Here is a 14,306-nt window from a genome sequence, read left to right as displayed (position 1 = left end):
GCCTAAATTTTTGAAAAAATAAGATTTTTTCCTATGTTTTACATCTAATTTGTAAATCAATGATCTATTAAGAGTTATGATTAATTTTGAACAATTTTAGTTCAAAACTATTTTCCAAAATAAGGCTTGGGTTTGAGTTTTAATTATAAATAGAAACCTATTAAGCGGAAAAATGGTGATTCTATAAAAGCTCACCTTCCCCCAATTTTATCGATCAACTGTCTGTTTAGGCATAAAAAAACCTAACGGTTAAAAAAATCCGTTAGGTTTGAATATCCCCTTTGGCAAAAGCCTTTTGATAGATCTTATATTGAAATCGGGCTAAAACCCAACTCTTTATTTTAACTTGTAAACTTCACTTGCTGCAAGCAATACACAACCCAATCCATAATCTTCAAAATCAGGGATTTTATCAACCGCTAAAGGCTGTCCATCCTTCGGTTCTTTTCCAGTACCCTGAACCCAGCCTAAAAATCCGTTCGGCTGAACAGAATCTTTTACAATCGCATTCCAAGCCTTGATTAAAACAGGAAGATATGTTTTCTTATCAATCAAACCTTTATTAATTCCATAAGCCATTCCGTAAACGAAAAGTGCTGTTCCCGTCGTTTCTTTTCCGCCGTAATTCGTTGGATCATGAAGGCTTACATTCCAAAAACCATCTTCTCTCTGAATCGGAAGCACCGCTGATAAAAGGTCTTTATAATCCTGCAAATATTCTTTATAATGAGAATCAGATTTTGGAGTGTCTTCCAAAGTACGCACCAATGCAGCCACTACCCAACCGTTTCCGCGGCTCCAATAGCAATCTTCACCATTCGGTTCTTTGTAAGGCGGAACAAAATCTTTATCTCTCCACCATAATTTATCCTTCGCATTGTACAAACCATTTCCGCCATGTTTGTATTTCGTATAAGCATACATTTCGTAGTTTCTGTCGAAATATTTTTGGTCGCCAGTGATTTTACCTAATTTCGTAAAAATAGGCATGCTCATCTGTAAAGCATCAATCCACCACCAATCATCCACTTTTTTTGTGGCAATCATGCTATCCATTGCTGCTTTTACGTTTTTGATTCTTTCCGGATTTTTTCTACCGTCGATTTCGTAAAGATCAAGATACGTTTGTCCGCAAGCCTGATGATCAGCATTTCTTGTATACGTTCCACGCTGTAAATTCCAATCGTGGTTATTTGCCCACGACATGGCGTAGTCGTAATATTCCTTTTTCTTATCTACTGAATACAAAGCCATCAACCCTTCATAATAAACTGCTCTCGTCCACAAATTACTCGGCCAGACTTTTTTACCAACAATATCTTTTTTGGTATCGGGCCATTTATCCATAAAATATTTGTTGGCACGTTCTGCCACTTCCAAAACTTCTTTTTTATTGGGAAGTGCCGTCTTTTGTTTTTGTGCCGAACACGAGGAAAAACCTCCGAGCATTAAAGCAACAAAACTTGCTGTTAATAGTTTTTTCATAAGTATATATTATTTTTCTATTTTAATTTGTTTAAACGCTACGAGCGCTAAGTTTTTGTTAATTAAATCCTGCATATTTTTGTGATCGCAAGGGCACTCTGTTCAGCAAATGATAGCAGAAAAAATTTCTACAATATCGTGCAAAGCATTATTTAATATATTTTTTTAGGTCGCAACCTTTTAACTGCTTAATACCTTTTGTTACCAATTCTGCGTTTACAATTGCGCCTTCTTTGTTGGTGTGGGTATGATCTTTTGGAAAATAAGAATTTACCTTTTCAGCGCCCATTTTTTCATATTTTTCGATGACCATTGTATTTAAATCTAAAAAATAAGCTCCGGTTTGCCTTGCGACTTCTTGAGCCCAGACTCCGTATTGATCTTTTTCAATTTTCCCTTTTTCATTAAACTTATTTCTCGGAATTGGCGAAACAATAATCGGAATGGCACCTTTAGATTTCGCTTCATTCGCATATTTTCTCATGTAATATCCAAAAGTATAAACCGTTTCATTCACCCTTCTGATGGGATTGTAAATATCTTTTGATTCTTCCCCAATTCCTTTTATTGTACCCCTTGCTCTTAACGTATCTGCCAATTCTCCACCATCATTATGACCAAACTGCATTAAAACATAATCACCTTTTTTAATGGTTTTCATAATAGAATCCCATCTTCCTTCTGTTAAAAAAGTTCGGCTGCTTCGTCCGCCTTTTGCGTGATTCTGAATTTCAATTTTGTCAGTATTTAAAAACATATCCATGAAACTTCCCCATCCCCAAAGTGAATCTGCTCCTTTTCCTGAGCCATTTTGTACGGTGGAATCTCCAATAATGTATAAAACAGTTTTGTTTTGAATCTTTTGAAATGAAGCTGCAATCATTACGATTAAAGCAATAGCCGGAAGTAAGAATTTTATTTTCATAGTTTATTTTTGAGATTTTACAGTTACAATATTTGGTTGAGGAACAACTTTCACCGATTCATCTAAATAATAATCCGTATGCGGCGGTTGATTATAGCCTACATTTTGCCAAACAATACTCAATCGATACTGCGGATTATGCATCAAAGTATACAATCTATGTTTCGTAGGAATCGTCGTACTGAAAATTCTCAATTCCTGATTATCTGCAGTTCTGTAAATCAATTCTTCTCTCCAATCTCCAAATAAATCGGCAACCAAAGAAGGATTTTTCTTGGTTCCGTTATTTGATTCGCACTGGAAATTTTTAGCATCAAATATGACATTTGATTTTTCTTTTTTCCAGTCCCATTTTGAAACGACTGTTCCATCTAAAATTTCACTTAAAAAATCGCCGTCCCAATAGATTCCCATATTACAAGCCGGAGTTTTTTCTGCTATTTTCTTTCCTTTTGCATCGTAAAGTCCTTTCACTCCCGCTCCGGCTGCCCAAGATTCGAAACCTTCGTAACGAGGATCTATATTTAATGATAAACCTCTTCCCGGACCTTGAAACTTGCTGTCTTTACTATAAATTAAAGAAGGTAGTTTCCACAAAACTTTTCCGGTTTTTCCGTCTCTAAAATGTGCTCCCGCATCATCAAACCTTTCTTGAATATCAAAAATTTCCAATCCCGGATTGGATGGGTCTAAATCTCCGACGTGCAAAGCATCACCGTGACCATAACCTGTACTATTCAAAACTTTTCCGTTGTCATCAACCGTCATTGCACCGAAAATAATTTCATCTTTTCCATCATTATCGACATCGGCAATACTCAGATTGTGATTTCCCTGTCCGCGATATTGTTTGTTTTCTTCCGAACTTTCTGTATCAAAAAGCCATCGAAGACTGAGTTTTCTATCTTTATAATCCCAAGCAGCAATCGCAGTTCTGGTATAATACCCTCTCGACATAATTACACTTGGCGTTTTTCCGTCGAGGTAAGCAACTGCTCCCAAAAATCGGTCGATGCGGTTTCCTTTGGCGTCGCCCCAAGTTTCGGTCATTTCTTCATTGGTCGGATTTAAACTTCCTGCAAATCTTGGAACTTGATAATTTACGGTATTAATTTCCGCTCCCGTTTGTCCGTCAAAAACAGTCAAGAATTCCGGTCCGGAAAGAATCATTCCGTTTTCGTTGACGTAATTTTTCGTTGGGTCACCAATATATTTTCCTTTTCCGTCTTTGCTTCCATCGGCGGTTTTCATTACGATTTCCGCCTTTCCGTCCTGGTCTAAATCGTAAACCAAAAACTGCGTGTAATGTGCTCCTTCCCTAATGTTTTTGCCTAAATTAATTTCCCACAAAAACTGTCCGTTCAGTTTATAGGCCTGAATAATCGGCGGATCTGTTTCTCCTTTCTGACTATTGTCGTGTGATCTTCCGGTTTGATGAAGAATGATTTCGTATTCGCCGTCTCCATCTAAATCCGCAATTGAAACGTCATTTGGAGTGTAACCAGCTGGTGTTTTCAGCGGAATTGAAAAATAAGGTTTTTGATTCGCTGTGTATTTTGCAAAATCTTGGTCAACGTCCTGATGTTGTGTATTTGATTTTACGAAATAGGTGTAACTCTTCGCTTTATCAGCGGTTTTATCTAAAAAATTGGTTTCGTTGAGCAAAGGTTTTTCATTCAGCTTTTTGGTCTGATTATTTTCTGTGCGATACACATCGAAATGGGTATTCTGAGCTTCCGTTCCCAGCAAACGCCAACTTACAAAAACGCCCGATTCTGCAGGAATGGCAACGATTCCTCTTTTCAGATATTCCATTTGTCTTTGGGCAAAGAATGTTTGCGAAAGAAAAATGGCGGATGTAATGAATATGTATTTAGTTTTCATAATGCACATTATTTTCATTTTTTTCTATAAAAAAGATGAAGCAACAGGTCGCTCCTACGGAGCTTGTTTTTATGGTCTTCACTTTTTTCTATTAACAGTACATCCCGCTGGGATTTTAAATAGTTCCGTTAGGAACGGACTGATAATAGAAAATAATTATTCAATAAATTAAAGCTCTGGAAGAGCGACCTGTAAATTTTATTTCAATTTTTTATCAGACAAGAATAAATATTTTTATGTTTTGGCTAAAGCCGAATTTGAAACTTCATTTTTTAACGGGCTAAAGCCCGTTTCTATTGATTTAATCCCTATTGATTCCAATCCTTGTCAAAGTTTTGAACCCCGAAAAGAATTTACTGCTTTTCTAAACCTTATAGGTTTTAGAAACCTATAAGGTTTGTACAGTTGAATCTCTCGCAGCCCGACCTGAGTGGAGCTCTTTTTGTCGCAGCAAAGCGGAGACAAAAAAGCGGGAACGGAGGGCGGAAAAAGCTGCCCAAATAAAAATTCAACCGATTGCACAAATTGATTTATTTTTTAGAAGTTTGCTTCAGCAACCATTTCACCCATTCTTCTGTGCCTTCATAATTGGAAAAATCTTCCGTAAGCTTCTTTCCATCAATGTATTCATTATAACACCATGGATCTCCCAATGCGAAAACAGTACCTTTTCCAACCTTTGCGATAGCACCAATTACCTGATTCTGTGCATGCAAAAATGGTTTCGCAGGTGCTTTTGCCGTTATAGTACTCACTTCTTTCATATATAATTTAAGCTCAGAAAATACCTCATTGCCCGGTTGTACATATACAGCGCCCTTTTCAAACTCTCTGCCTTTCAATCTATTGATGCTGTCATCATTGAAATGAATCCCGAATTCTCCAGCCAGTTTATTGAAATGTTCAAACTCTGAATTGCCGTTATCATTGCTCAATAAAACCAGAACGCCACCTTTTTTCACCCAATCTACCAGGTTTTTGATTGAATTAGCATCGATAAGATTGGCTTTTCCGCCATAAGCTTCTTTATCGATATCGGCATCAACGATGATATAGATATTGGCTTTTTTCAAATCTTTTTTGGAAGGAGCGGTCGTTAAAGTACTGATTTCTGCACCCTGTTTCTGGAAAATTTCGCCCAGCAAAGAAAATCCGCCGTTGGAAGTGTCGTTCCATGTGTAATGCCAAGATTCCAGCACTTTGGTTTCTTTATTTTCCTTTTTTTCGTTGTTGAAAAAGTTGTCTAAAACGACTTTCGGTTTGTTTTGAGCATTGGAAAATCCGAATGTGAGGAGCGTTCCTAATGCTAATGTTTTTACTATGACTTGTTTCATAATTTATTATACTATTTAATTTAACCTGTTTCTCTATAATTTTTGAACGCAAAGTCCGCGAAGTTTTTCTTTTAAACTACTAACTGTTTTTAAGTTCACAAAGGCGTTACACTTAAATAAGAATACAAAGATTGTTAATTGCAGACTGTCATTAAAATTATTTTGAGAAATATACAGGAATTAATTGAATTTCGCCATCTAAACCTGAAGGTTGTACTTTCCAGTTGGAAGCATCGAACGGTTTGTAATCGATGTTTACAAAATTAATTTCGTGGTAATTTCGCCATTGGATTTTATTTTGGTCCATATAACGGATTCGGTTGGCCATCAGGTTTGAAACTTCAATCTGAATGGTGTTTTTCCCTTTTTTCAGATATTTTCCGACATTGATTTCAAACGGATGACTCCACACAATTCCCGCATCCTGACCGTTGATGATGACTTTTGCACTTTCATATAATTTGTCGAATTTCAGTACAAAATCATCGGCTTTTTTATTTAATTTGAACGAAGTTGTGTAAACTCCTGTTCCCGAAAAACTCTGCGTTGAAGCGTCTTCTGTGAAATTTGTCCAAGGTTGAAGTTTGTCCAAAGTTTTTGATTTCGGAAGTTCGGGACCACCTTCTTTGAAAGTGAGTTGCCAAGGTTGATTTAAAACAATCGGAGTATCTGTTTTTTCAATATATTTCCATTTTGAAATTGAATTATCTGGAGTTTCTGAAACTTTTAAAATTAATGATTCTCCTGATTTCAACTGAACTTTGACCGAATTATTTTGCGTTTCTGCAATTCCAAAATAACCATTTTCAGGATTCATTAAAGCGACTTGTTTTCCAATAAAATTCAAAGGAATATTTTGACTGATTTCTTTTGACGTGTGATTGACTATGTAATAATATTTTCCACCGTCGAACTTTCTTCTGACGAATTTCAATCCTGTATCCGTCAGTTTTTCTCTTTCAATTTTTAAATATTCCAACGCTTTTTCAACATCAGAACTTAATACAATTTTTCCTTTTCCGAATGTTGCCGATTTTAAATTTCCATCTTGCTGAAAAGGAATTTTAGTCCATAAAGACTGCAATTCACTTCTTCTTTTTTCAAATTCAAAAAATCCCGGAACGTCTTTTGGCTCACTTTGAAAAATTACCGAAGCTCCATTCTGAGCTAAATTTAAAATATTTTTCAACGTTGATTTTGAAAAATAATTCAGTTGAGGAATAATTAAAACTTTATAAGAACCACCATTTTTAGAAACCTGAATATTCTGATTTTCAAACTTCGCTTCACCAATCATTTTATCCGAAATCATATCCAAAGAATAACCGGATTTCCCCAATTTTTCAAGATTTTCATAAAATACAGTCGGATGCAGCCACTTTTCAATATTATGAATTTTAAATGCCATATCCTTTCCTTTCGGACTCGCCCATTGGTCGTAAACCGGCCAGTACATCAGGATTTCATTATCCGATTTTCCACTTTGTAAAACTGATTGTGTTCTTTCGATGTAAGAATTTAAACCTTTAATATTTGGCCACAAAGAATTCTCCGGAACGAAATTCGTCGAAGCATAAAACAACCAGCCCGGAAACTGAACATCAGCCGGCGTATACGTCGTTCCGTGATAAAAAATGTGATTAATTCCTGATAAAAAAATCTGTTCAGCTTCCGGTTTTACCTGTGACCAGGATGTTTTGAAATGTTCTGTCAACCAAGTAAAAGATTCATTGGAAATCAAAGGTTTTCCGGTAATGTTTGCCGCCGAAGATGCGAATTTCAGCATATTAATATCGGGAACTTCCTTTGTATTGATGTCTTCCACATTTCTTTTCAAACCCTGAATATCGAATTTTGTACTTCCGAAAGTTTCAGATTCTGGAATATCGACTGCTGCATATAAATCCAATAAATTTCCCGGTGAGCCGTGAGCCTGATTGGTATTTTTCGAGTTTTTGGAATGCGCCCAATTCGTGAAATTATCCGTGAAATTATGCAAAATCAATTCGCTCATTGTTTCACGATAATCGGATTTTATCCTTCCAGCCAATTCGCTTTCTTCATCGCTCACCAAATATTTGATGTACTGACTTAAATCGTAACCTCTTCTTTTTTTGAATTCTTCTTTAAAATCGGCAGTCCAATCTGCACCGTAAACTTCGTAACTGTCATTGAAAAAAGAACGGATTCCATAGTTGGAATTTCCAAAAGCTTTATCGAAAGTTTTGAGATAGTCTTTGGTCGCTTCGGGAGAAAAATGGTCTAAAGTGTAGCCATCACCACCCGGAGCGGCACGTTTTACTTTCTGCAAAGTTTTACCTATAAAAACTGCATAGATTGTCCATTTTCCTGAAGTCGGTTTCCAGTTTAAAGTTCCATCTTGAGCCACTTTATCCGTTAAAACTACCGCTTCATTTTTTTCATTATAAGCGGTAACGATATCTAATTTTGTGGTTTTTAAATTCTTCTGTTTTTCGTCTTTTAAAACAATCTTTTCAGAAAATTTTTCACTCGGTTGAATATTGTAAGTCTGAACAATTATTTTTGTTGCTGCATCCTGTTCATCAACCTGCGGTCCGCCAATTGGCCAACCTGTTCCGACTGCCATATCGACTCCCATTTTTAAACTTTTAGCTTTATCTGTCGTGAACTGCAACATTTTCATCCATTCCGGAGAAAGGTAATTGATGTATTTGTTCTCAAATCCTTTCGCTCCATAAATCGGGACAATTTCTACTCCACCGAAACCTGCTTTGGAAAGGGTTGTCAGTTGTTTATCCAGACCTTTTTCGTCAACGGCACTTCCCATCCACCACCAACGCGTCCAAGGTTGAGCGGTATTGGTTGCTTTTGGCCACGGATTCTGTGCGGAGAGATTTCCGAAGGCAAAACAGATGACGCTTAGTTTGAGTATATTTTTAATTTTCATTTTTGATCATTTTTTGAAACGAATTATATTCGATTTTATAATCCATGGTTTTGCCAAATGTTATTCATATTACACCGGTTTTCACCCGGAGCTATTCACATTGAACCACTACGTGGTTCCCCATTCCACTGCTCATTTTTTCAATTTCCATCAGGTTTTAAAGATTCCATAAAAACAGATTCCGGCCAGTGGATTTTTTTTACATCATCGGGTTTATTCGGGTTAAAATTTTTATAATTCTTTGAAATATATTTTTTTAAAGGCAAGTTTTGGTCAACGATGGATTTTACGACACATTTTGCCAATTCATACGCTCCATAAGGATTAAAATGTGTATCGTCTGCTAAAGCATTCGGTTGATTAGGGTAAGCGTTTGCAGGATAATGAACAAATGCTTTCTTCGCTTTTTCAGGTCCCATTGCTTCGAACAGTGTTTTGCTTAATGCATTCAAATCAATCAAATCTACATTTTCTTCTTTTGCAATTTCCCGCATCGCATCAGGAAAATCGTCTAAAGTATTGACAATTTTATTCTTTTCATCAAAAACTCTGCGGTTCATCGAAGTTACCAAAACCGGAATTGCACCTAATTGTTTGGCCTTCTGAATCCATTCTTTTAATCTTTTTCTGTAACCGGATTTTGTGCTGTTTCCTGCTTTTTGGTCGTTGTGCCCAAATTGTATGAATAAATAATCTCTAGCTTTCAATTTATTCCAAATTTTATCAATTCGGTGGCGGTCTTCGAAGGCTTTTAAAGTTTCTCCACTTTCGGCATAATTGGCAATTACAACTTCATTTGGAACAAAAAAATATGGTAACATCTGTCCCCAAGAAGCCCACGGTTCATATTGTGCATCGACAACCGTTGAATCTCCCGTCAAATAAATCGTTTTTGCTGTTTTATTGGGTTGAATGATTACCGAACATACTTTCGGAGCTTTATCATTAAATTCAATCGTCAACAAATTGTCCCAATGCAAATATTTTGTTTCTCTTGGTTTTAATTTTACAATGCCGATTTTTTCACCGTTTTGGTTTCTAATGATGCTATCTTTTACATAAACGGTAATTTGTTTTTCAACAATTTCGCCTTGTTTTGTTTTGATATCACTCAACATCAATCGACGGTTTTCAACACGAACTGTTGTTTCCGAAGTTCCTTTTGTATCGCCTAAATTCAGTTTAATATCATAATTTCCTTCAGGAACTGCAACGGAAAAATAGAAAGGTTTGTCGCTTGTGATGAAATCTCCTGTCAAAGCATTTCCACCGTTGTCTACGGATTTTAAGCCAGAAATATCCATAAAACCATAACCGACTTTTCTATCGAATTTTGAAGTTGGAGTAACGGGAATGAAACCTTTCTCCACTCTTTCACCACCAAAATCAAATTTGAAGCTGGTTTGCTGTCCAAAATATAATGAACAGATAAGCATTACTAAAAATGATAATTCTTTTTTCATTATTAATCCGTCAAAATATTTTCTTTTGGCATTGTAAACTGTTTATTTTCATCTCCCAAATCTGGCAAACCAAAATAGAAATATAAGGTTCTCTTAAACGTTCCATTCAGATGATTCGGTTCACTTTCTAATCCTAAAGATTCGGTTTTATCGTTAATGTTAAACGCCAAAACAGTTCCCAACGGCGGAATCGCATCTAAAAATGAAATATTTCCACTTGGCAATTTTGGATAACCTTCCGCTCCGTAAATTCCGTAAAAATCAAAAAGTCTGACAAACATCTTTTCTTCTTTTGTTCCAACTGTTATTTTTCCTTCTGCCGTATCCAATTGCAACCAAGAAACATCATCAAAATAACCTTTAAATTCAGGGTAAATCCACGGCGACTGTCCGGTTCTTGATGAGTTTTTTAAATTCTGCCAAACATTATAGGTTTGTCCTTGTAAACGGTTTTTCCAAACGTGATAAGGTCCTTTTCCGAGCCATTTTGCGTTGATGACATAATTTTCAGGATAATCAAAACTTACTCCTGAAAATTGATAATCTCCAGACAAAAAATATTCATAATTCATTTCTAAAATTCCATTTGGATTGAGTTTCCAAATGATTTTATTTCCGTTTTTATAACGAACTTCAACTTCCAAAACACCTTCTTCTGTAAAAGATTTTATGGATGATAATTCCATTTTGTCGTTAACGAAAACAGGTCCGTTTTTCAAGGATATTTTTTTACCTTTTTTATCAAGGGTAACAGATTTTAAAAGTCCATCTGCCCTATCAAAAGTAAATTCCTTTTCGTCTGATTTTAAAATTATCACTGATCTGTCTTCATAAACAGAAACCGGAAATTCTTTAGTTAATGATTTTGAAAATTGTTTCGAAATCTCATCATTAGATTTAATTTTCCAAGTCCAAGTGTAAATTTCTTTTCCGAAAGAATCGGTTGCGGTTAACAATAAACCTTCATTTTCTTTCCAGTTTGCAGGAAGATTTAAATTAATAATTCTTTTTTCTGTCGGTTTAATATTTGGAGATTCTGCTTTTCCCGTTTTAATAATATCAAAACCTGATTCAGAAGAAAATGGAGTTTTAAACTTAATTAATTTCCATTCAAACTGACAATTTTTTAAATTCGTAAAATGATAACGGTTTTCAACGGGAATATTTCCGTTAAAATCATTGGGCAACGATTTCAAATCAATTTTTACCGGACTGTAAATTTCACGGATGGCGTAAAAACTGCCTTCCTTTTCACGATGTGGTCCTAAAACTCCGTCGGGAGCATTAATTGCATTCACATCAATCTGATTATTGAAATCTGTCCGCACCAAACCTTCATCCACAAAAGCCCAAAGGAAACCTCCCGCTCCTTTTTTGGAATTCCAGTGCAGTTCCCAATAATCGGCGAGAGAAGTTCCGCCACCGCCGTCGTCCTGTGCGTGCAAAAACTCCGTCGACATATAGATATTTTCGCCTTCAAGGATTTTTTTTGTACTGTAATAATCTTCGTAATGATTGCAGTCGATGCCGTTGAAAGCATTTCCTGGCTTGTGGTGTGCGTGAATTACGGGACGGTTTGACAAGTCATATTTTGCAAATTCTGCATCCAAATCAAAATTATGCCCGCCTTCGTTTCCATTGCTCCAAAAAATGATTGAAGGATTATTTGCATCTCTTATTACCATTTCTTTCACGAGCTTTTTCCCGACTTCTGTACTGTATTTTTTTTGCCAACCCGCCAATTCATCCAAAACATACAAACCCAAAGAATCGCAAATTTTTAAAAACGATTTATTCGGCGGATAATGAGAGCAACGAACGGCATTCATATGCATTTCTTTGATGAGCTGAACGTCCATTAAATCGATATTTTCCGTAACAGCACGACCCGTTTCCGGCCACCAAAGGTGACGGTTGATGCCTTTCATTTTCACTTTTGTTCCGTTGATGAAAATTCCGTCGCCTTTTCTTATTTCAATGGTTCTGAAACCGAATTTTTCTTCGATTTGACTGATTGTTTTTTTGTTTTTATTTAATGTGAATTTAGCTTTATATAAATTCGGTGTTTCTGCCGTCCAAAGTTTTGGATTTTTAACGGAAAACTGAATCTGTTTTAAAGTATCACCTTTTTGAATCTGAACCTGAGATTCGCCAACCAGTTTATTTTTAACATCAAAAATTTCAACTTTCAAATTATTTGTGGAATTAATTCCTTTCAAGCTAATATTTGAACGAAAAGTTCCGTCTGCTTTGGCTTCAATGGCTGTTGACAAAATATGTTCTTTCGGATTGGCTTCCAAATAAACAGGTCGAAAAATTCCGCCTAAAATCCAATAATCGGCCAAACGTTCTGCGTTATTGATGGATTTATCCGTCGACATTTTGGAAACTTTTACCTCAAGAATATTCTCTTTCCCAAATTGAATTTTCTCCGAAATATCATATTTAAATTCATAAAAAGCGCCCTGATGAATGGCTCCTGCCGATTTTCCATTGATTTTCACTTCGGTGTCGGTCATTGAACCTTCAAAAACGATGTTGACGGTTTTTCCTTTCCATGAATTGGGAACGGTGAATTTGTGTTTGTACAAACCTGTTTCGTCGTAAAACTTGAAGTTTTTGCCATACGTTACATAATCCCGACCGTAATTGTAGGAACCGAAACCTTGCTGTTCCCAATGTGAAGGCACATTGATTTTGCTCCAGCTTCCCGATTTTCTACCGGAGTTTATCCAAAAATCCCATTCTTTGGTGTGTTCAGCATCTTTCCCAGTTAAGAATTGGATTTCTTTAGACTGAGAAAACAAAAACTGTGAAAAGACACATAACAGAGCTAATATTTTGAAAGAAAAACTCATTATTTTGCAGCAATGTCGGAGTCGTCTTTTTTATCGTAAGATTGCGTAAGAGAAGCTACTTTCGTAACATTAACCTTAGTTTGCTTTAAATTTTGAATGTTATTTAAATTTTCCATTTCGGGTTTTAAAGCTTTGATTTTTAAGTTCTCAAAAGTGAAATCTTTTAAATCAAACAAATCCGATTTCTCAATAGAAAAGGCTGTTTCGCAACTTAAATCAATATTTTTGATGGTAATGTTATTTGCCAATCCTTTTCTCGGTCTTGCTTCGCCTTTCAAATCAAAAAACTGATTCCAGCCTTTTGCGTAAATGAAAGTTTTTACGTTTCCTTTAATGTTATCTAAAGTGATGTATTCGTAATGTTGAGGCGTATCGGGACGCATTTTCAGGTGCAACAATCTTGAAGCATCTTTTACGGTAGAGTTTCTAAAAATGATGTTGTAGTTGTGAATCGATTCGCTTCCGCAAGTCAGTGCAGAATGGCAAAATCCGAAAGTATTGTCTTCGATGATGATGTTTCTGTTTTCACCATTATTCGGGTCTGTATCCGCTTTTGGACCTTTTCCACCTTTTAAAGCAATCGCATCGTCATTCACCGACAAATAACAATTTTTAACCAAGAAATTGGTACAAGCATCGATGTCGATTGCATCTGTACTTGGCGCTTTTACAGGTTCTTTCGGCGCTAAAATCGTTAAGTTTAATAATTTTACGAATTGAGATTTGTAATAATGTGTACTCCAAAATGGTGAGTTTTTTATAGTAATTCCTTCAATCTGAATATTTTTTGAATTGGAAACGTAGATAATTCTTGGTCTCATTTCATCCATATTGGTGCATTTAGGATTCCATTCTCTTCTTTTCCAGAATGATTTCCAGAATCGAAGTCCGTTTCCGTCAAGAGTTCCTTTTCCAGAAATTGTGAAACCATCTAAACCGTCTGCATTAATTAAAGCCGGAAAATATTTCACAGTCTGACCTTCCATTCTTGTAGTCACGACAGGAAAATCATTAATATCGTCGCTTCCTTTTAATTTTGCACCGTTTTCTAAATATAAATGTGTTCCCTGTTTAAAGAAAAGTGAACTGATTAGGAAAGTTCCTTTGGGTACGATGACAACTCCACCTCCATTTTTTGCTGCCAAATCAATAATTTCCTGAAGTTTTTTGGTCTGAAGAATTGTACTGTCGTTCTTCATTCCGTTTTCAGTAATGATGTATTTCTTTCCGAGTTTATTGATGTCTGTAGGTTTGTTTTCTTTAAACCATTTTGGAATCGCAGTTCCGTCGGGAAATTTATCCTGACTTTTTAAAGATGAAGAACCTGCAAAAACAATAAACAGTGTAAATATAAAAGGTGATATATTGTGAAATTTCATAATCTTTTTCAGAGAATTCTGAATTTATTTTAATTAAACGAATTAACAA

Annotated in this window: 8 protein-coding genes; all 8 read right to left on the bottom strand. The window is 35.8% G+C overall.

Features of this window, described 5'->3' with window-relative positions; all coding sequences use genetic code 11:
• Nucleotides 1–336 precede the first annotated feature (336 nt).
• Nucleotides 337–1,485, bottom strand: a complete 1,149-nt coding sequence (locus OXQ85_RS05155; RefSeq protein ID WP_267402744.1) for a glycoside hydrolase family 88 protein — start codon at nucleotides 1,483–1,485, stop codon at nucleotides 337–339.
• 148 nt (nucleotides 1,486–1,633) lie between these two features.
• Nucleotides 1,634–2,410 (bottom strand): SGNH/GDSL hydrolase family protein, encoded by a 777-nt coding sequence (locus OXQ85_RS05150; RefSeq protein WP_267402743.1) that lies wholly within the window; start codon nucleotides 2,408–2,410, stop codon nucleotides 1,634–1,636.
• A 3-nt stretch (nucleotides 2,411–2,413) separates the two neighbouring features.
• A complete protein-coding gene (locus OXQ85_RS05145) occupies nucleotides 2,414–4,294 on the bottom strand; it encodes a rhamnogalacturonan lyase (protein ID WP_267402742.1) in 1,881 nt (626 codons plus the stop codon).
• A gap of 530 nt (nucleotides 4,295–4,824) precedes the next feature.
• On the bottom strand, nucleotides 4,825–5,628 hold the full coding sequence (locus tag OXQ85_RS05140) for a DUF4350 domain-containing protein (protein ID WP_267402741.1): 804 nt from the start codon (nucleotides 5,626–5,628) through the stop codon (nucleotides 4,825–4,827).
• 157 nt (nucleotides 5,629–5,785) lie between these two features.
• A complete protein-coding gene (locus tag OXQ85_RS05135) occupies nucleotides 5,786–8,557 on the bottom strand; it encodes a glycosyl hydrolase (RefSeq protein ID WP_267402740.1) in 2,772 nt (923 codons plus the stop codon).
• A gap of 140 nt (nucleotides 8,558–8,697) precedes the next feature.
• Nucleotides 8,698–10,020, bottom strand: a complete 1,323-nt coding sequence (locus OXQ85_RS05130; protein ID WP_267402739.1) for a rhamnogalacturonan acetylesterase — start codon at nucleotides 10,018–10,020, stop codon at nucleotides 8,698–8,700.
• Nucleotides 10,021–10,022: 2 nt separating this feature from the next.
• On the bottom strand, nucleotides 10,023–12,878 hold the full coding sequence (locus tag OXQ85_RS05125) for a glycoside hydrolase family 2 TIM barrel-domain containing protein (RefSeq protein ID WP_267402738.1): 2,856 nt from the start codon (nucleotides 12,876–12,878) through the stop codon (nucleotides 10,023–10,025).
• Complete coding sequence (locus OXQ85_RS05120; protein WP_267402737.1) at nucleotides 12,878–14,257, bottom strand: glycosyl hydrolase family 28 protein; 1,380 nt, start codon at nucleotides 14,255–14,257, stop codon at nucleotides 12,878–12,880. Before OXQ85_RS05120 ends, OXQ85_RS05125 begins: the two co-directional genes overlap by 1 nt.
• Nucleotides 14,258–14,306: the final 49 nt, after the last annotated feature.

Origin of the sequence: Chryseobacterium sp. GM_Chr_2 (assembly GCF_026540445.1) — a bacterium.
In the GTDB taxonomy this organism is placed as follows: Bacteria; Bacteroidota; Bacteroidia; order Flavobacteriales; family Weeksellaceae; genus Chryseobacterium.
The sequence above is the reverse complement of the archived record's forward strand: the minus strand, read 5'-3'. Positions and strand labels throughout refer to the sequence as shown.

Bases quoted from the DNA above. Each gene is read 5' to 3' on its own strand.
- OXQ85_RS05150 (WP_267402743.1), bottom strand. From the start codon at position 2,410: ATGAAAATAAAATTCTTACTTCCGGCTATTGCTTTAATCGTAATGATT.
- OXQ85_RS05155 (WP_267402744.1), bottom strand. From the start codon at position 1,485: ATGAAAAAACTATTAACAGCAAGTTTTGTTGCTTTAATGCTCGGAGGT.
- OXQ85_RS05145 (WP_267402742.1), bottom strand. From the start codon at position 4,294: ATGAAAACTAAATACATATTCATTACATCCGCCATTTTTCTTTCGCAA.
- OXQ85_RS05125 (WP_267402738.1), bottom strand. From the start codon at position 12,878: ATGAGTTTTTCTTTCAAAATATTAGCTCTGTTATGTGTCTTTTCACAG.
- OXQ85_RS05130 (WP_267402739.1), bottom strand. From the start codon at position 10,020: ATGAAAAAAGAATTATCATTTTTAGTAATGCTTATCTGTTCATTATAT.
- OXQ85_RS05140 (WP_267402741.1), bottom strand. From the start codon at position 5,628: ATGAAACAAGTCATAGTAAAAACATTAGCATTAGGAACGCTCCTCACA.
- OXQ85_RS05135 (WP_267402740.1), bottom strand. From the start codon at position 8,557: ATGAAAATTAAAAATATACTCAAACTAAGCGTCATCTGTTTTGCCTTC.
- OXQ85_RS05120 (WP_267402737.1), bottom strand. From the start codon at position 14,257: ATGAAATTTCACAATATATCACCTTTTATATTTACACTGTTTATTGTT.